We start from the raw sequence: 18148 nt of genomic DNA, 5'->3' as shown, positions 1-18148 counted from the left end.
GACAGATGCGCGGTCGCAGGGCTCACGTACGTCTCAGGGCGCGTCGCACACCTCGCCCAGGCTCTGTTCTCCTGCCATGAGCGACATCGACGTCACCACCAGGCAGCCCCCATGCGCCCATATGCATCTGAGCCGACGAGCTCGTGCATCGCGATCGGACCTCATGCACCGTGGCTCACGCTTCCCCGCGCTCTCGCCGACCTTCTATCGCCGCCCTCTCTCCCACTCCGTCCCGCCACCAGGAGGCCCCGTGAACACCGACTACGAACTGCTCGATTCCGCACCGGATCTCGAGACCTACCTCGAGCTGCGACGAATCAGCGGCCTCACACCCCGCACCGCCGAGCAGGGCGCGCCGGCCCTGACGAACTCGTGGGCATGGGTGACGGTTCGTCATCGCGCGAGCGGCGACGTCGTCGCGATGGGCCGCGTCATCGGTGACGGCGGGTGGTACTTCATGGTCGCCGACATGGCCACCTCGCCGGAGCATCAGCGTCAGGGCCTCGGGCGGGCGATTCTCACTCGGTTGCTCGCGCGCATCGAACACGACGCGCCGTCCGGTGCCTATGTGACGCTCATGGCCGACGCGCCGGGCCGGCCACTGTACGAGAGCCTCGGCTTCGTCGAGACTGCGCCCCGCAGCGTCGGGATGCGTCTTGAACGTCGGCGTCCTCAGCCGTCGGACAACTCATCAACCTGACGCACCCGTCGACGCGACGCAGCCCCGCCTGTCCTCAACTGCTGGTCTCACCGCCTCGTCCGACGGCTGATAGCGCCTGCCGAGCAGCATCCGCACGACGAGGCCCAGAATGCCTGCCATGAACGCGATCATGATGACCGAGAAGAACACCCCGGGCAGCTCCCCGCCTTCACGACGCGCGGCGACACCCGTCATCACGCTGATCGCGGCGAACAGCAGCGTCGTCAGAGCACCGATGAGCATGAGGTCCTCGCGAACCAGCCGTTCGAAGTGTCGCAGCCGTTGCGGCGTCTGCAGCCAGTACTCCTTGTTCGGCGCGTTGATGCCTTGCGGCCAGCGCAGGACGAGCGACGTCACGAGGCGCAGCACGGCGCCGATGGCGATCGGGCCGACGACGAACGCGACGAGCGCCCCGGCGCGGCTCGACCAGTCGTCGGGTTTCGAGCCGTCCCAGTGCGTCGGGACGCGTTCGGGCAGGGTCGAATAGACGACGAGAACAGTGACGAGCCAGACGGCCACGGCCCCACCGACGATCACGCGCACGCCCCGGCTCATCGGTTCGGTCGGCAGCTGACGCGCCTGACGGGCCGTCTCGCGCAGTTGCTCGGGGTCGGGAAAGCCGGTGTCCCAGCGGGAGGTCTGCGTCACCACCTCACGCTATGCCACGCCCGGCACCTCTGGGGGAGACGGGCGCATCGACCCCGGCGCAACCCGTCCGGCGCATGGCCGGTCGCCCTTCCCCCTGCCCACGGACGAAGGATCCGCGCGCACCTGAAAGACTGCGACGACCCGTCATGCCGTCGCGAAGGAGCATCGATGTCCGCTCTACGGGAACTAATGCAGCCGAGCCGCCTCACCGAGGTCGTCGACATCGGCGCGAACCCCCTGGTCGACACCCCGCCCTATCTGCCGATGCTGCGCGACGGTCTGTGCCGCGTCACCGGATTCGAGCCGCAACCCGACGCCCTCGCGCGTCTCGAGCGCGCCGCCGGGCCGCACGAGCGCTACCTGCCTGCGGCCATCGGTGACGGCGAGCGTCACACCCTGCACGTGTGCGCCGAATCGGGATTCACGAGCCTGTTCGAACCGGACGCCCCGCAACTCGACCTGCTCACCGACTTCCCGCGGCTCGCCGAGGTCGTCGACCGCGTCGACGTCGACACGACCCGCCTCGACGACATCACCGAGATCGAGTTGCTCGACCACCTCAAGATCGACGTGCAGGGCGCCGAGCTGATGATCTTCCGAAACGGCCGCGAGCGCCTGCGCACGGCGACGAGCATCCAGCTCGAGGTGAACTTCCACCGTCTCTACGTCGATCAGCCGACGTTCGCCGAGGTCGACGTCGAGCTGCGCGCGCAGGGGTTCGTGCCACAGGCGTTCGTCGCGACGAAGACCTGGCCGCTCACACCGGTGCAGTGGGCCGATCGCGACGAACCGACCGACGAGGCGCACGCACGTCAGCTCGTCGAGGCCGACATGCTCTACGTGCGCGATCTCGCCCGCCTCGACGACGCCGAGACCGTCGACGACGAGGCACTCAAGCACCTCGCGCTCGTCATGCATCACGTGTACGACCAGCACGGCGTCGCGCTGCTCGCTCTGCGCGAACTCATCCGTCGCGGAGCGCTCGACCCGTCAGCCGAGGCTGCCTACCGCAGCCACCCGGTCTGACGCGCGGAGCGACGCCACCCGGACGACGCCATCGGGCCGCCCGTCAAGCCCGCCGTCACACCCCGTCAGGCGGGCAGGTCGCGCATGCGGGTGAGCCAGTCGGCGACGAGGGCGCTGACGAGGTCGGGGCGCTCGAAGTGAACGTTGTGGCCGGCGCCGTCGAGCGTCGCGAACGTGGCGCGCGGGTAGTGCTCCAGGTGGCGCAGCGCGTCGCCGAAGCCGACGAGGTGGTCCTGGCGGCCGGTGAGGATGAGCGTCGGTTTCTCGAAGGGCGCCTCGTCCTCGGGCTGCTCGCCCAGCTCGTAGTTCTCCGTCAGCTTCTTCATCGCGTCCTTGTCAGCCAGTTCGGCTCCGGGCGCGGCGAACTCGAGGAAGTGACGGGCTGTGTCGTCGCTCTGCACCACGGCGACGGCCGTGTAGTCGTCGGCCTTGTCCCCGGCCTGGGCGACGGCGTCGTCATCGCGTCGCAGCACCGTCTGCTCCGGCGTCTTACGGGCATCGGAGTCCGCGACGAATACCGCTGCAAGCAGGCCCAACCCGAGCACCTGCTCGCGACGGCGGTGCGCGACAGCGCGGGCGATCATCCCGCCGAACGAGTCACCGAGGATGGCGAACGGTGCGTCACCGATCTGCTCGTCGACGAACGCAAGCACACGCTCGACGACGTCGTCGGTGCTCGCTGCGTCACCGATCGGGGTGCTGCCGAAGCCCGGCAGATCGGGATAGAGACGACGCCAGCCCGTCGTCGCGACGTCCTCGCGCGCCGCACCCGCGGTGAAGGCCGACTCCAACGGCAGCACGAGCCGGTGGTCGGCGTCGAAGCCGTGAAGCAGCACGATGGGGGTACCGGAGCCGTGTTCGACGAAGTTCATGCCACGAGCCTAGAGACCCGGGGCTCCGGCAAACAGCGAACAGCGAACAGCGAACAGCGAACAGCGAACAGCGAACAGCGAACAGCGAAAGACCATGCCGCACAGGACGAATGACACCTCGCCCGGCAGGTCCGCGGGATATGTTGATCTGACGATGGATCTGCAGACGAACGACATCCTCACGGCCGAGGTGGGCCGGCGCATCTTCGACGCCGTCCTCACCCTCGACGAGGATGCGCTGCGCGCCGAGTTCGCTCGTGCTCGCGACGAACACGGCATCGATGCCCTCGTCGCCGACGTCCTCGTGCCCGCGCTGCACCACGTCGGCGTCATGTGGTCGGCCGGCGAACTCAGCGTCATGCACGAGCACCACGCGTCGAACATCGTCCGCTCCGTCGTCTCGGAGTTCAGAGGCGAGGCGGTTCGCACCGAGTCAGAGCGCGACGCGCGCCCCCGCGTCGTCCTGACGTGCCCGCCCGGCGAACTGCACGACCTGCCCAACCACCTGTTCTCGTCGATGCTCGTCGAACGTGGCTGGGCGCCGCTCGTGCTCGGCGCCAACACCCCGTGGGCCGCGACGAGTGCCGCCGTGCGCGCCACCAGCGCGCGGGCGTGCGTCATCTCGGGGATGAAGGCGACGTCGTTCGCGGCCCGCCGTTCGGAGCTGACGGTCATGGCGCGTTCGACACCCGTCTACGTCGCCGGCCCCGGCGCGACCCTCGCGGGCGCGCCCGGCGTCGTCGCCCTCGGGGACGACTGGCGCGAGGCCGCCGACGTCGTGACGGGCCGGCTCGCTGCGCCTCTCGTCGACCCGGCGCGGGTACCTCGCTCGGCCTGAACGCACCCGATGGCGTGTGAGGGTCGACACATCATCGTCCCGGCTGATCCGCCGGCCAGCGGCGGCGCAGCGCCCCTCGGGCCCTCAGCTTCTTGAGGGGTTGCGCCGAAGCGGCTCCCAGCCTCGCCATCCCCTCAACACCCTACGCGCACAGGCCGTTACGTCGTCTCACGACGTGGTCACCTGGCGTCCAAACCCCACCTTCGCAACCCGCGACGGCGACGAATCGACAGTCGATCTTTTGTCAATCTGCTTGATTTGCAGCCAGATTGCTGTTTGATGCCGGGTCGAGAACTCCCATAGCCTCGCGAAGAAACGTCAGACAACCGACCCACGTGTGAAAGGGGCAAACCACATGTTCGGACCGGACAGTGTTCGTCGACGATGGTCTGTCGACGAGGTGACGGTGACGCACCCCGACGTCATCAAGCGCGCCATCGGCGCCGCCGCGATCGGCAACATCACCGAGTGGTACGACTTCGGTGTCTACAGCTACATGGCGCTCACGATCGGTGACGTCATCATGCCGCTCGAGGGCTCCGCCGCGACGCTCATGACGTACGCGCTCATGGCCGTCGCCTTCCTCTTCCGCCCGCTCGGCGGCATCATCCTCGGCCCGCTGTCCGACCGCATCGGTCGCAACAAGGTCCTCGCGATGACGATGATCATGATGGCCGGCGCGACCGTCGCCATCGGCCTCATCCCGGACTACGCGCACGCCGGCGTCTGGGCCTGCGTCCTGCTGTTCCTGTGCCGCGTCCTGCAGGGCTTCTCGACCGGTGGTGAATACGGCAACGCGATGACGTTCATCGCCGAGTACGCGCCCGACAAGAAGCGCGGCTTCCTCGGCAGCCTCCTCGAGGTCGGCACGTTCACCGGTTACCTGCTCGGTGCCGGCATGTCGGCGCTCGTCATGGCGCTGTGCACGACCGATCAGCTGCACTCGTGGGGTTGGCGCCTGCCGTTCTTCCTCGCGTTGCCGCTCGGCTTCATCGGCGTCTATCTGCGTTCGAAGCTCGGCGACACCCCGGCGTTCGAGGCCCTCGAGGCCGAGTCGGAGCAGCGCGAGAAGGACAACAAGGTCTCGCTCAAGGACACGTTCAAGATGTGGCCCGCCATGCTCGTCTGCGGCGGCCTCGTCATCGCGTGGAACGTCACGAACTACATGCTGACGGCGTACATGCCGAGCTTCCTGTCGACGGTCACCGACCACAAGGGCGGCCAGGGCATCAGCGACAACATGAACAACGTCTCGCAGATCATCGTCATGGCGGTCTGCCTCGCGATCATCCCGCTCATCGGTCTGGCCTCCGACCGCATCGGGCGCAAGACGATCGTGCGCATCGGCTCCGTCATGCTGATCGTGCTGGCGTTCCCGTCGCTGATGCTCATCACGCGCAACACCGAGGGCTCCGTCATCGCGGGTCTCATCATCATGGGTCTGTCCCTCATCTGCTTCAGCGCCACGATGCCGTCGACGCTGCCGTCGCTGTTCCCGACGGCCGTGCGCGCCGGTGCGCTGTCGATCGCGTTCAACATCTTCATCTCCGCGTTCTGCGGCACGACGGCTCTCTACACGGGCGCTCTCGTCGACGCGACCGGCAACCTCATGTGGCCCGCGTACATCCTCATCATCGCGGGCGTCATCGGCCTCGTCTCGGTGCACTTCCTGCCCGAGTCGAACGGCCGACCGCTGTGGGGTTCGGCCCCGTCGGTCGAGCACGACCACGAGGCGCACGGCGTCGTCAAGGATCTGCACGCCCAGGCCGACCAGCTCAAGGCCGCCGGCGTCCGTGAGGACGCTCCGTACGAGGAGGCCGACGAGGTGCTCGCCAAGAGCTGAGCTGCGCACCTCGTCGCATGCCGAGCGGGCCGCCCCTCCCGCGTGGAGGGGCGGCCCGCTTCGTATGTGCGGGGCTGGACTGACGGGCTGAACGACAGGTGCCCGCCGCGCGTCGCTCGCGTCCGTCGATCGTCTCGAACGCGTGCCGCGAATGCCCGGCTCGTCGAGGACGCTGCGGTCGCCCGCCGGAGCGGTGCGTCAGACTGAATGGCATGCCCTATAACCCGCCGCACGACGCCGTCACGGACGTCGAGACGATCGCCGCGTTCCTCGCGGAACATCCGCTCGCGACGCTCATCACGCACGACGGCGTCACGCCGCAGGCGGACATGGTGCCGTTGCTGCTCGTCGACGATGACGACGCCCCGACGGGCAAGGCGCTCATCGGGCACGTGGCGCGTGCGAACCCCTTGTGGGAGAACGGCCGTCACGAGGGGCTGACGCTCGCGACGTTCGGGCCGCTCGAGCACTACGTCTCGCCGAGCTGGTATCCGAGCAAGGCCGAGCATCACCGCGTCGTCCCGACGTGGAACTACCTCGTCGCTCATGCCTGGGGAGAGTTGGAGGTGCACGACGACCCGAGGTGGGTGCGCGGCGTCGTCGCGAAGCTCACGGGCGCGATGGAGGGCGGGCGCGACGAGCCGTGGCGCATGGGGCAGGCACCGGGCGACTACCTGGACGACATGCTGACGAAGATCGTCGGCATCCGGATTTCCGTGCAGCGCATGGAGGCCCGGTTCAAGGTGTCGTCGCATCGCAGCGACGCCGACCGTCTCGGCGCGCGTGACGGCATCGCCACCGAGCTCGACGGACGCGGCGCGGCAGAACTCGCCGACGCGATGGGTGAGAGCTCAGTCGTCGTGATGCGGCAGCGTGATCTCGACGTGACGCAACCGCTGCCCGGGCTCGATCAGGAGACGTGATTCGCTGATCGCGCGCAGCAGGCGCAGCGACCCGTAGGTGAGGATGAACGCGAGCGGCAGCTCGATGAACGCTGCTGCGAGGATCGACCAGATGCGATCCTCTGGCGCCACCGTCGTCACGTCGAACCAGGCGTCGCAGACGAGCAGCATGCCCGTCGTGAACTACCCGAGGATGACGAGCTGACGCCGCTGCCACGCGCACCACGCCGTCACCGCCATGAAGGCGAGCAGCATGACGTCGAATCCGACCCACGCGAAACGCCAGTTGTGCGCTTCGTACACAGGCGGCAACGCGAACGCGAGATAGATGATCCATGGCACGAGCGCCAGCGTGCACACCGTCATGAGGATGATGCGGACGCGCCGCACCGCGCCGAGACGACTCACGAGGCGCGGCGAGATCGTCGGCGGTCGTTCGAGCCGACGCATGAGGTCGCGTCGTTGCTCGAACGTCATCGCCCGAATCTCGTCGTCACTCAGCATGGGTTCACCTTCCACGCGTGAAGCCATGACGGGTCCGCGTGGCGAGGGACCAGTCATGCTGTGCGGAAGGAACGCCGGCTCGCTTCACCATGACGCTGGCCGCGTTGGGGAGTGCTAGCCACTCTCGGTCGGCTGGCGTTCGGTGCCATCCCTCTCATCGGCTCCCCGCCGACGCCACGGGCTGTCGTAGCAGGCACAGCAGCGCTTACCTCACACCGCACGCACGCACTGTCATCCTCAGAGAACCGATGTGTGCCGGCTACGGCCGTTGCGCATCGCGGCAACGCCTCCTGCGGTTAAGCCGTACGCCTACACGTTGCTCCTGGACCGTGGTTCTGCGGAGCGGACCAGGCTCGCAGCCGTAGCTGGCGTGCGCGAAGGGGAGGCGTCTGTTGACCCACTCATCTCCCCTCGTGGCGGAAGAGCCCCGCAGGTGGATTCGCTGCGCTACTTTAGCCATGCGCATGGCCACGCTAACTATCTAGCCTGCGCGCGCCCCCGACCACGGGGGCCTAGCAGCGGCGTGAGGCCGATTGCCGAAGCTCCGATAGACAAGGTACAACTACATGAGTACGCCTGCGGATCCGAACCAGAGCCAGCCAGCCACCCACAAGGAAGCAAAAGCCAACGCCAAGGCGTCGAAAGCCTACGCCAAGGCTTCGCGCCCCTGGTACAAGAAGAAGCGTTTCTGGCTCCTTGGCCTAATCGCCCTCATCATCGTCATCACCGTGGCGACCAAGGGCGGCTCAGATGACAAGTCGACGAAGAGCACCTCAACCAGTCAGCCCTCGGGCGGCGGGTCGGCAGCCGCGCAGAACGACCCCGCGGCCAAGCTCACAGACGTGCAGAAGAACGCGCGCAAGGCAGGCGAAAACTACCTGTCCACTATGCCCTTCTCGAAGCAGGGTCTCATCCGGCAGCTTTCGTCGGACGCCGGTGACAAGTATTCAGTCGCTGACGCCACCGCCGCGGTGAACACCCTTGACACGAACTGGAAGGAACAGGCGGGCAAGGCCGCGAAAAACTACATGAACACTATGCCGATGTCGTGCGATCGCCTCATCCAGCAGCTGTCCTCGGACGCAGGTGATAAGTACACCCAGGAGGAGGCCACGTACGGGGCAAAGCAGACCACCGCTTGCGCGAAGTAACCTCGACGGCCTGGCGACGAGCTCGAATGTGGATCGTCGCCACGTCTTCTCAACAGTGCGCGAGGCGGGTGACCTACACGACGGGCCACCCGCCTCGCGCACTTTTCGCAGGATCCACTCGATTAGAGACGCGCCGGTGCCCAGCTATCTCCGGACGCGAAAGGTCAGACGGCGCCCCGGTGAGACGTCACTTCGTCTGCTCGTATGCCGCGAGTGCGGCCTTGCGCGTCTCGGCGAGGTCGACGATGGGTTCGCGGCCGTCGTCAGCGCCCCAGCGGCGGACGTAGCGCTCGTCGGGGTCGAACTTCTTGCGCTGCGTCTCCGGGTTGAAGACGCGGAAGTACGGTGCGGCGTCTGCGCCGCACCCGGCGACCCACTGCCAGTTGAACGGGTTGCTCGCGGCGTCGGCGTCGACGAGCGTGTCCCAGAACCACTCCTCACCGATGCGCCAGTCGATGAGCAGGTTCTTCGTCAGGAACGACGCGACGACCATGCGCACGCGATTGTGCATCGTGCCCGTCTCCCACAGCTCGCGCATGCCCGCGTCGACGAGCGGGACGCCCGTCTCGCCCTTCTCCCATGCGAGCAGCGCGTCCTCGTCGAGCGGCGGCCACGGGAACGCGTCGAACTTCCGATTGAGGTTCACCTCGTGAAGGTCAGGGTTCTCGTAGAGCGTGTGCCACGCGAACTCGCGCCAACCGACCTCCGACAGGAACGTCTCGACGTCCTTGCCACTGCGCCGCGCCGCATGCCAGATCGTCTGCGGGCTGATCTCCCCGAAGCGCAGATGCGGCGAGAGGCGCGACGTCGCCGGCTTCGACGGCTCGTCACGTTCGGTGGCGTAGTGGACGACGGCGTCGTCGAGGAAGTCGGCGAATAGCTCGTGCGCGGCGTCCTCGCCCGGCGTCCAGGCCTTGGCGATGCCGGTCGACCAGTCGGGTTTCGTCGGCAGCAACGCCCAGGTGTCGAGGTCGTCACTCGCCTGGCCGGCCTGCTCGACGAGTGCGGACGGCGGGGTGAGCGCTGACGGCGCGTCGAGCGGCTCACGCGGCTCGGGCTCGCTCAGGCACGCCTTCCAGAACGGCGTGAACACGCGGTACGGGGTGCCCCCACCCGTTGTGATGGTCCACGGCTCGAACAGCAGGTTCGCCGCATACGAGTGCACCTCGACGTCTCGCTCGGCGAACGCCTCCTTGATCCCGGCGTCGACGACGCGCTCCGGCCCGCCGTACCGGCGATTCCAGCCGACGAAGTCGACGTCGAACGTCTCGACCACATCGAGGACGACGTCATGCGCGGCGCCGCGTCGCAGGACGAGCGGGATGCCGAGCGCCTCGAGCTTCGCGCGCAAGGCGACGAGCGAGTGATGCAGCCACCACTTCACCGCACCGCCGAGCGGGCGGAGGCCGTCCGATTCCTCGTCGAGGACGAAGAGCGCGACGACGCCCGCGGGCTCGGACGACGCGCCGTCATCCGACTCCTGCGAGCCCTGGGAGGTGACGGCGTGATCGACCGCCGCACGCAGCGCCGGATGGTCGAACGTACGCAGGTCGTCACGGAACCAGACGAGAGAAGTCATGGAAGCCATTGTGGGGTCTGCCGATTCGCGCTGGGCATCATCGACACGTCATTCGGTGCGCGCTCGAGCCCCGGTGGGGGCATGACCCGTGGTCACCGCGCAGTGCGCCGCCCGCTCGTCGCAGCACACCTCCGCCCGACCTGGCGCCATATGTTCCACGTGAAACATGTCGCGCCAGGCCGACCGGTGGCGTCTGGCAGTTGCCTCAGTTGCCCTGCGTGCCCTGCTGGTTGACGCGGTTGTTCGAACCCTGGAGGCGATCGATGTGCTTGCTCGCCTCGGCCTTCGTCAGCGTGGCGGGCAGCGTCTCGCCCGCCTCCTTGGCGAGCGTGTCGAGGTACGACTTCTGCGCCTCGGTCATCGGCTCGTCGCCGGTGGCCCACTCGTCGGGGTCCCGCTGCAGGGAGGCATCGTTCGGGCCACCCTGCGTCGGCTCCGTCGCGCCGAGCATGTCCTGGCCCTGCTGAGCCTGCTGAGCCTGACCGTTCGGGGCACCCGGAGCGTGCGCCCCGAGGGTTTCGTCGGGCTGATTCGTATTCATGTCAGTCATGCTCGTGAGGCTAGACCGAGGCACCGACAACCGCTACACCCTCGGGCGTGATTTCGCCGGCGCGACGCACGCGCAGGACACATTCGGCGCACTGTCAGACGCGTCACGCCGTCGCCGGATCGCCGTCGAGACCTCCAGGGACAGAGCGGGCCGTGACCTCGGGGTCAGGGCCGGCCAGCACCTGGTCGGAGGCACTCAGCTCACTGGTTGGGCGTACGGGGGCTGGTGCCGCCGGTCGTCTTGTCGGGCACAGCGTCGGCGCCGTTGACGACGTTCGCCTCACTGTCGGTGCCGAAACCGCTGCCGCCTTCGGAGACCTCCCCAGCGCCGCCGGGCTTCTGGCCGTCCGCGTCGTCGTTCTTGGCTGCTTCGTGGATGTCTTCGCGAGTCATGTCTTCACTCTAGGACGCGCAGGCCGCTGGTTCACCACCCACGCGGATGGTCGGACGCGGCGAGCGCGCAGCACCGCGAAGGCGTCGAAGAAACCCTCGGAGAGGCGTTTCGACGACGTTTCGGGTTGACTAGAGGGCAAAGTGCTCGGCGCCCCGGCGTCGAACGAGCCTCTGCCGAAAGGTGAACCGTGACCTCGAAGAACACCGGTGCCCGCCACAACGCCGGCCTCGCCGCTGCCGGCGCCAGCCTGGCCGGAACGGCCCTCACCGCCCTCACCGCGGCACCCGAGAAGATCTCCTCCCTCGTGCATCGCCGCTACCCGACGGTCGCCGTCACGGGCATGACGGGCGTCGGCAAGACGCGCCTCGTCGACCGTCTCGCGCGCCGCACGAGCCCCGACGCCGTCACCGAGGCCGGCTCGGCGACGATGGAGCGTCGGACGTCGAAGTCGCCGCGGCTCAAGGGTTTCCGCTTCCGCGTCGTGCCCGGCGACAACGCCGCGACGCGCCTCGCAGCCCTCGACGAGGTGTTCTACGAGGAGCCGGTCGACGGCATCGTCCACGTCGTCTCCTACGGCCACGCGACGCCGCGACACGCCGGCGGCACGAGCGGCGCCGCGCCGTCACGCACGCGCGAGGAGCAGCTCGCCGCGGAGCTGGAGGACTGGACGATCACCGCGCACCGCATCGCCGCGATGGCGGTGCGCCGAGCCAAGCCGATGTGGGTCGTCATCGCCGTGACGAAGGCCGACCTCTACCCGAACGACATCGACGCGGCCGTCGACTACTACTCACCCGGCAGCAGTTCGCCGTTCGCCGCGAAGCTCGACGAACTGCGCTCCCTCGCCGGTGGAGCGACGATCTCGATCGACGTCCTGCCCGTCAGCGCCGAGAACTCCAAGGAGCTCGACGCCCTTGTCGGCAAGCTCGAATCCCGCATGGCGGCGCTCAGCGGCCACCTGTGACGTGAGCGAATCGGGCTGCCGGGCACGGGTTTCAGCCGGGTCGTCTCGGTCGGCATGGCGCCTTCGCCACGGCCGCCATCTCTGCCACAGTGGAGGTGCGGCACGGCGTGACGTGTCGGCACCGTTCGACGACAAGGGGAACTCATGCGCACCGTCCCAGCTCTCACCGCCGCGGGCCTGCTGACGCTCGCGCTCGCCGCGTGCGGAAATGGCCAGGACGGCGGGTCGCAGAACGCCACGGTGGCGCAGTCGTCCGCGTCGTCGACGACGCAGCAGGCCGCACCGAGCCAGACGCCCTCCGAGCGCAGCTCTTCCGCGTCGTCGTCGACGTCCCCGAGCACGTCCTCCAGCACGGCCGCGAGCGCCTCGTCCGCGTCGCCGAGCGCGAGCGACGGTGCGTCGGCGAGCGACTCCGCAGCGCCGCAGGCGAGCGCTACCGGCTCGGGCGCGGCGCCGTCCGGCAGCCAGAACTCGGCAGGGCCGACCGCCTCCGCGAGCAGCGCACCGTCGACGAGCGGCACCGCGACGGCGTATGCGTACGCGGCGACGGGATGGTCGCAGTTCACGACGCCCACGGGCCGCAACTGGTGCGACATGACGAAGGGCGTCGTCGGCTGCCACCTCACCCCCGAGGTCTCGGCGAAGCACGGCGGTGCGAACTACATCATGCTGACGCCGAAGGGCGTCGGTTTCCTCACCGGTGACCCCGGTTTCGACACCGACGGCGAGGCTGCGCGCTGGACGTCGAGCGTGCCGAACGCACCGGTGACGAAGAAGGACGGCACGGCCGTGCTCGGCTACGGCAGCAGCTTCACCTCCGCAGGAACGACGTGCACGAGCAACGTCAGCGGCATGACGTGCACGAACGCGGTCGCGAGCTTCACCGTCAGCACCGGTGGGGTGACGATGACGGGCAAGCTCGATCCGACGCGTCAGAACTGACGGCCCGCCAGATCATTGCCCGCAAACGCGTCGAGGATGACGATTTCCGGGCGATGATCGCTGACGGCGAGCGCGCTCAGCGGCGCCCCACGGCGTCGATGATGGCATCCTCGCGCGAGCCGGGGTCGACGTCGAGCACCTTCGCCCAGGCCGGCACCATCTCGGCGCCGAAGTAGCGGTGACCGTAACCGCCGGGCACCTCGTTGGAGACGAGCATGTCGGCGCTGACCTGCCAGAAGGTGACGAACGGAGCCCAGCTCATCTGCGCCATCGGCGTGTTGTCGCGCGTCTCACGCAGCCACTCGGGTGAGTTGAACATCAGGCGCGGCGACCACCACACGACGGGGTCGGACGGGTGCTGCAGGTAGACGACGCGCGGTTTCTGCCACGCGCCCAGAGGGCGGTCGTACTCGTCGGCGCCCAGCTGCGACGGTTCGCCCGCGAAACGGATGTGACGCCCGCCGTTGATGACAGGGTCAATGGTCGTCGAGCCGGGCGCGCGCTCACGCGTCAGCCGCGCTCGGTTCGGCGAGAAGGCGGGCGTGCCGCTGAGGACGCCGCCGTCGGTGCGCTCCAACATCTGCTGCGGCGAGTCGAACGAGTCGTCCGCGCCGTAGGCGCCGAGCGATTCGCCGGTGAAGTACACCTTCGGGCGCTGGGCCGCGGGCATGGCGTCGACGCGGCGCCGCACCTTCTCGAGGAGGATCTGCGACGCCTTGCCGGGATCGCGGGGCGCGGTGAGCAGGCCGAACGCCGACGGCAGGTTCGAGTACGCCATCCCGACCGCCGAGGTGTCGCCGCCGAGCAGGTACTCGAACGAGGCAGCGCCCCACAGGTTGACGTATCCGGTGCTCGTCGGCGTGATGACGAGCATCGCCTTGCGCTTCCAGGCGTCGGTGCGGTCGAGCTCGGCCACCGCGAGGTCGGCGCTCTTCTCCAACGACTGATTCGCGCCGACGAACACCCGCACCGGCTCCTTGGCTGGCTTCTTCGTCACGTCGGCGATCTGCTTCGCGTCCGGCCCCGCGGCGACGAACTTCGCGCCGTCCTGGCCGAGGCTGTTCCACGTCAGTGGCAAGCCGGGGCCACCACTGCGCAACGACGACGTCGGTGCGTACTCACCGCGCGGCATCTGCTGGTTGACGCGGTCTGCGTTGCCCCCGACGACGGCGAGGACGGCGGGTTCGACGACGACGTCGATCGCCACGACGACCGTCGCGACCGTGATGACCGATGCGACGAGACGGGCCGCTGCCTCCCGCACGATGCGTGAGGAGACCTTCGTGAGGAAGAAGCGGGTGAGCCCGGCGAGGCCGCGCCAGACGAGGATGAACAGGACGAACACGACGACCGCGACGAGCGTCGAACCGGTCGGATACCACCACCCCGGCCCGTCGACGTCGACCTGGCGGCTGACCTCCCGCTGCCAGTCGATCGTCGCCTGCGGGAAGCTGATGACGATCAGGGCCGCGAACGCGATGCCGATGCGGCCGAGCAGCACGCGTCGACGCGGGTTCATCGTGACACGCAGGCCCAACCAGCGCGCCGTCGCGTGGACGAGGCGCCCCAGCGCGAGGCCGAGAACGTACCCGCACACCCCGCTCAGCGCCGCGACGAGGCCCTGCATCCACCAGGGGCGCGGCAGCAGTGACGGCGTGTTCGCGATGATGTAGAACAGCGCGGCGAACACGAGACCCGTGTGCGAGAAGCGTGCGAGGAGCAACCTGACGCGCGGCGGCGCGGGGGCTGCGGTGGACGGCATGAGGCTCCTCGGATCGGGGTCTGCCCCATGGTCCCAGAGCGGCACGACGCATGCGCCCCGGTCGCGTCGTCACCTGCGGGGCTCGCGGCCACGCAGGTTCGACGCCGGGGCGCGTGCGTCGTGTTCAGGTGAGGCGTGCGCGCGTGCGTCGTGTCATGCCTGCCGACGCTCGCGGCAAACCACCGCGCTCAGCGGCGGCCGCCGTCAGCTCTCGTCGGCGTCGGCGTGCTGGCCTTCGTCGGTGCTGCCCTCGTCGCTGCGACCGCCGCTCGCGACATCATTGTTCTCGCCGCCGTCGCCGCCGGTCTGGGCGCCGGGGCCGCCGTCCTGCTGGTCGACCTCGGGGGTGTAGTTCTCGCTGCTCGTGTCACTCATGGCACGAACCTACTCCCGTGACGGCGCCGCGCGCCACCGTCCGCCGGGGTGCAGACGCCATCGGAGCCGACGCGTCCTCGACGCGTCAGGTCGCGGGCCCGGTCACGCGCCGGGCCGCGCCGCGTCAGTGGCGCGTCAGTGGCGCATCAGTGGCGCATCAGTGGCGCGTGACGAGGACGGGGCAGTCGGCGTGCGTGACGCAGTAGCCGCTGACGGAGCCGAGAAGCATGCCCGTCAGCTCGCCGTGGCCGCGGCTGCCGAGCACGAGCAGCGCCGCCTCCTTGGAGCGCTTGACGAGCACATTGCGCGTGTCGCCCTCGATGACGTGCGGTCGCACCTCGATGCTCGGGTGGTCGGCCTGCACCTTCGCGACGATCTCGTCGAGCATCTGCGTGCTCTCCTGCGCCGGGTCGAAGTTGGCTTCGAACGCCACGGCGTAGCCGTAGTTGGTGGGCCACTGCCACGTCGCGAGGGCCTCGAGCGGCTGCTTCGTCAGCTCGGCGTGCTGCGCGGCCCATTCGAGGGCGCTCAGCGACGACGGCGATCCGTCGACTCCGACGACGATGGGCTTGGTCGTGTTGTCAGCCATCCGAGGCACCTCTCGTGAATGTTGCGATGAGCCCGACGCCGGGTCTCACCTTCACGCTAGGGCCGCGACGCGCCCCGGGGCCAGGGACCTTTGGCACGGATCGAGCGACCACCCCATCGAACCCGGACGAACATTGCCCGCGAACGCGTCATCATTGACGCGTTCGCGGGCAATGTTCGTCCGGAGCCCTCGGCTTCGGGCGCTCAGTGAGCGTCGGCCGCGTGGCGGCCCGTCCTGCGGTGCGGGTTGGTGAACATCACCGCGGCGATGATGCCGACGATGAGCACCGCGGCCGGCAGGTACAGCGTCTCGCCCATGGCGCGGGCGAACTGCTCGGCGACCTGCGTCGGCATGTGACCGCCGCCCGCCTGATGCGCGCCACCCGCAGCCTGCTCACCGAGGTGGTGGCGAAGGCGCGAATCCATGAGGGAGGCGACGGCGGCGGAACCGATGACGGCGCCGATCTGACGTGTCGTGTTGTAGATGCCCGAACCTGCGCCGGCGAAGCGCGGTTCGAGGGTGCGCGTCGCCGTCACCGAGAGCGGCGCCCACATGAACCCGTTGGCCACACCGAGCAGGCAGGCGATGGCGAGCAGCCACCAGATCGACGTGTCGGCGCCGAGCATCCGGCCGTACCAGAACAGGGCGACGGAGAAGCAGACGAGCCCGAAGCCCGCGAGGATCGCGGGGTGCTTGCGGTCGACGAGACCACCGACGACAGGGGCGAGCAGACCGGAGATGACGGCCATGGGCGCGAGCAGCAGCGCGGCCTTCGTCGGCGAGTAACCGAGCACGGCCTGCGCGTAGATCATGATCGGGAACGACATGGCCGTGATCGCGAACCCGACGGACGTGATAGCGATGTTGGCAAGGGAGAAGTTGCGGTTCGCGAACAGGTGCAGCGGCACGAGCTGCTCACCCCTGTATCGCCGCTCCCACAGGATGAACAGGACGAAGAAGACGAGGCCGAGGATGATGAGCAGCGGCACAGAGATGATGCCCGTGATCGTGCCCCAGTCGTACTGCGCGCCTTCTTGGATGCCGAACACGACGCAGAAGAGCGCGACGGCCGACAGCGCGACCCCGACGAGGTCGAACTTGTGCGCGTGACTCGGCAGCGACGGCACGAGCTTCCACGCCATCGCGAGACCGATGAGGCCGACGGGCACGTTGACGAAGAAGATCCACTCCCACCCGGCATGGTCGACGAGGACACCACCGAGGATCGGGCCGACGAGCGTCGCGACACCCGCCGTCGAACCCCACACGCCCATGGCCTTGCCACGACCGTCCGCGGGGAAGATGCGCGTGATGATGGCCATCGTCTGCGGCGTCATGATCGCCGCACCGAGACCCTGGACGACGCGCGCGGCGATGAGGACGCCGACATTCGGGGCGAAGCCGCACGCGGCCGACGACAACGTGAACACGGCCAGGCCGATGAGGTAGAGGTTCTTCGGGCCGAAACGGTCACCGAGGCGTCCGGTGATGAGCAGCGGCACCGCGTAGGCGAGCAGGTACCCGCTCGTCACCCACAGGACGTTGTTGAGGCTCGTGTCGAGCTTGTCGACCATCGTCTCGGTCGCCACGGAGACGATCGTCGAGTCGACGAGGATCATGAAGAACCCGATGAGCAGGGCGCTCAGCGCAGCCCACGGGTTGATGTCGGGCGCGGCGCCCGGCGTCTTCGCGCCCGCATCTGCCGCAGTTCGGCGCCCCGACGCGGACTGCTGCGGCGGGGCGCCCGTGGCGACGGACGCGCCCGCGTCAGAGTGGGCGGCGCCTGCGGCGGGAGCCGCAGGCGCGCCCGACGTCGCGGACGCGTCGTCGGTCAGTGGCTGGTCGGCCATGTGAGTTCCTTCGATTCGATGTCATGGACGACGGAGGCGATGTAGTCGCGCTCGGTCGTCAAAGTGGCGAGGCGGTGTTCGTGGGCGAGCATCCAGATGCGTTTCGCGCCCTGGTTGCGCCCCTGCTCGAGGCTGTCGCGCATCTGGGCGATGTGCTCGTCCAGGACGGTGACGCGCTCGGTGAGCAGGCGCGCCGCGCGTTCCGGGCCGAGGGCCTCGAGCTCGCCGAGGGCGAGGGAGAACGAGAAGTAGGGGTTCTCGACGACGGTGATGGCGGAGCTGATCCACGCGACGAGGAGCTCGCGCCCCGCGTCCGTGAGGCGGTACGTCGTGCGGGGCGGGCGGTTGCCGTCCTGCTCGGTGCCCACGACCTCCGCGAGGCCGCGCGCCACGAGCCCGTCGACCTTGTGGTAGAGCGACGCGGGCCGCAGCTTCACCCACTGATCCTCCCGGCGCGCGCGGAGGGTCTGGATCATCTCGTACGGATGCATGTCGCGCTCCGCGAGAAGACTGAGGACGGCGACCGCCAGCGGCGCCACGTCCAGGGGGTCTGTTGTGGTCACGCGATGACTATTCCACATGGACTATTCAAAGACGAAACCCTCGTTCCCGTGACCTTGCTCACCCGCCCCGTACCCAACGGCGATCTACGTCCACCTC

General features: G+C 68.6%; 20 protein-coding genes. 8 read left to right on the top strand and 12 right to left on the bottom strand.

All coding sequences use genetic code 11. The annotated features are described in order from the left end of the window. Nucleotides 1-250 precede the first annotated feature (250 nt). The gene (locus ABH936_RS02960; RefSeq protein ID WP_131941918.1) at nt 251-700 is read left to right on the top strand and encodes a GNAT family N-acetyltransferase; all 450 of its coding nucleotides are present in this window, start codon (nt 251-253) and stop codon (nt 698-700) included. Here ABH936_RS02960 and ABH936_RS02955 read toward each other — a convergent pair. Continuing rightward, complete coding sequence (locus ABH936_RS02955) at nt 692-1348, bottom strand: DUF1648 domain-containing protein (RefSeq protein WP_404602585.1); 657 nt, start codon at nt 1346-1348, stop codon at nt 692-694. The genes ABH936_RS02960 and ABH936_RS02955 overlap by 9 nt on opposite strands. A 168-nt stretch (nt 1349-1516) precedes the next feature. Between ABH936_RS02955 and ABH936_RS02950 the strand changes: the two genes are divergently transcribed. Then, nucleotides 1517-2374, top strand: a complete 858-nt coding sequence (locus ABH936_RS02950; protein WP_404602583.1) for an FkbM family methyltransferase — start codon at nt 1517-1519, stop codon at nt 2372-2374. 65 nt (nt 2375-2439) lie between these two features. Here ABH936_RS02950 and ABH936_RS02945 read toward each other — a convergent pair whose 3' ends face one another. After that, entirely contained in the window at nt 2440-3246 is an 807-nt protein-coding gene (locus ABH936_RS02945) for an alpha/beta fold hydrolase (protein WP_074041217.1), read from the bottom strand. Nucleotides 3247-3400: 154 nt separating this feature from the next. On the opposite strand from ABH936_RS02945, the gene ABH936_RS02940 reads away from it, so the two are divergent. The 3 genes from ABH936_RS02940 (at nt 3401) to ABH936_RS02930 (ending at nt 6850) form a co-directional block, all read left to right on the top strand. Beyond that, nucleotides 3401-4084, top strand: a complete 684-nt coding sequence (locus ABH936_RS02940; protein WP_074041216.1) for a B12-binding domain-containing protein — start codon at nt 3401-3403, stop codon at nt 4082-4084. A 355-nt stretch (nt 4085-4439) separates the two neighbouring features. Further along, nucleotides 4440-5927: an MFS transporter gene (locus ABH936_RS02935; protein WP_404602580.1), complete on the top strand. Its 1488-nt coding sequence runs from the start codon at nt 4440-4442 to the stop codon at nt 5925-5927. Between the two features lie 212 nt (nt 5928-6139). Further along, complete coding sequence (locus ABH936_RS02930; protein ID WP_404602578.1) at nt 6140-6850, top strand: FMN-binding negative transcriptional regulator; 711 nt, start codon at nt 6140-6142, stop codon at nt 6848-6850. Here the strand turns inward: ABH936_RS02930 and ABH936_RS02925 are convergent. Both ABH936_RS02925 and ABH936_RS02920 read right to left on the bottom strand, forming a co-directional pair. Then, complete coding sequence (locus ABH936_RS02925; RefSeq protein ID WP_200829312.1) at nt 6779-7000, bottom strand: hypothetical protein; 222 nt, start codon at nt 6998-7000, stop codon at nt 6779-6781. The genes ABH936_RS02930 and ABH936_RS02925 overlap by 72 nt on opposite strands. Before the next feature lie 12 nt (nt 7001-7012). Then, a complete protein-coding gene (locus ABH936_RS02920) occupies nt 7013-7333 on the bottom strand; it encodes a hypothetical protein (protein WP_200829313.1) in 321 nt (106 codons plus the stop codon). 566 nt (nt 7334-7899) lie between these two features. Here ABH936_RS02920 and ABH936_RS02915 point away from each other — a divergent pair. Then, the gene (locus ABH936_RS02915; RefSeq protein WP_131941930.1) at nt 7900-8484 is read left to right on the top strand and encodes an Ltp family lipoprotein; all 585 of its coding nucleotides are present in this window, start codon (nt 7900-7902) and stop codon (nt 8482-8484) included. 187 nt (nt 8485-8671) lie between these two features. On the opposite strand, the gene ABH936_RS02910 is transcribed toward ABH936_RS02915, so the two are convergent. The 3 genes from ABH936_RS02910 to ABH936_RS02900 all read right to left on the bottom strand — a co-directional run bounded on the left by ABH936_RS02910 (nt 8672) and on the right by ABH936_RS02900 (nt 11005). Continuing rightward, on the bottom strand, nt 8672-10063 hold the full coding sequence (locus ABH936_RS02910; RefSeq protein ID WP_131941932.1) for a deoxyribodipyrimidine photo-lyase: 1392 nt from the start codon (nt 10061-10063) through the stop codon (nt 8672-8674). Between the two features lie 205 nt (nt 10064-10268). Next, nucleotides 10269-10604 carry a DUF3072 domain-containing protein gene (locus ABH936_RS02905; protein WP_074046536.1) on the bottom strand — a complete coding sequence of 112 codons (336 nt, stop codon included), beginning with the start codon at nt 10602-10604 and terminating at the stop codon, nt 10269-10271. A gap of 209 nt (nt 10605-10813) precedes the next feature. Further along, nucleotides 10814-11005, bottom strand: coding sequence for a hypothetical protein (locus tag ABH936_RS02900; protein WP_040014585.1), 192 nt, complete (start codon nt 11003-11005; stop codon nt 10814-10816). Between the two features lie 188 nt (nt 11006-11193). Between ABH936_RS02900 and ABH936_RS02895 the strand changes: the two genes are divergently transcribed. Beyond that, entirely contained in the window at nt 11194-11970 is a 777-nt protein-coding gene (locus ABH936_RS02895) for a GTPase domain-containing protein (protein WP_131941934.1), read from the top strand. A gap of 144 nt (nt 11971-12114) precedes the next feature. Further along, a complete protein-coding gene (locus tag ABH936_RS02890) occupies nt 12115-12912 on the top strand; it encodes a hypothetical protein (protein WP_131941936.1) in 798 nt (265 codons plus the stop codon). A gap of 76 nt (nt 12913-12988) precedes the next feature. Here the strand turns inward: ABH936_RS02890 and ABH936_RS02885 are convergent, their stop codons facing one another. The 5 genes from ABH936_RS02885 to ABH936_RS02865 all read right to left on the bottom strand — a co-directional run bounded on the left by ABH936_RS02885 (nt 12989) and on the right by ABH936_RS02865 (nt 18051). After that, nucleotides 12989-14674 (bottom strand): alpha/beta-hydrolase family protein, encoded by a 1686-nt coding sequence (locus ABH936_RS02885; RefSeq protein ID WP_131941938.1) that lies wholly within the window; start codon nt 14672-14674, stop codon nt 12989-12991. A gap of 204 nt (nt 14675-14878) precedes the next feature. Continuing rightward, nucleotides 14879-15049 (bottom strand): hypothetical protein, encoded by a 171-nt coding sequence (locus ABH936_RS02880; protein ID WP_006945135.1) that lies wholly within the window; start codon nt 15047-15049, stop codon nt 14879-14881. Nucleotides 15050-15206: 157 nt separating this feature from the next. Beyond that, a complete protein-coding gene (locus ABH936_RS02875) occupies nt 15207-15638 on the bottom strand; it encodes a universal stress protein (protein ID WP_006945137.1) in 432 nt (143 codons plus the stop codon). 203 nt (nt 15639-15841) lie between these two features. Continuing rightward, entirely contained in the window at nt 15842-17488 is a 1647-nt protein-coding gene (locus ABH936_RS02870) for a DHA2 family efflux MFS transporter permease subunit (RefSeq protein ID WP_131941940.1), read from the bottom strand. Further along, nucleotides 17470-18051: a PadR family transcriptional regulator gene (locus ABH936_RS02865; protein WP_241725745.1), complete on the bottom strand. Its 582-nt coding sequence runs from the start codon at nt 18049-18051 to the stop codon at nt 17470-17472. Before ABH936_RS02865 ends, ABH936_RS02870 begins: the two co-directional genes overlap by 19 nt. Nucleotides 18052-18148 lie beyond the last annotated feature (97 nt).

The organism is Dermacoccus sp. GAS27A (genome assembly GCF_044909235.1).
Classification (GTDB): Bacteria; Actinomycetota; Actinomycetes; order Actinomycetales; family Dermatophilaceae; genus Dermacoccus; species Dermacoccus nishinomiyaensis.
This window is presented reverse-complemented; position numbering and strand designations above follow the sequence as displayed.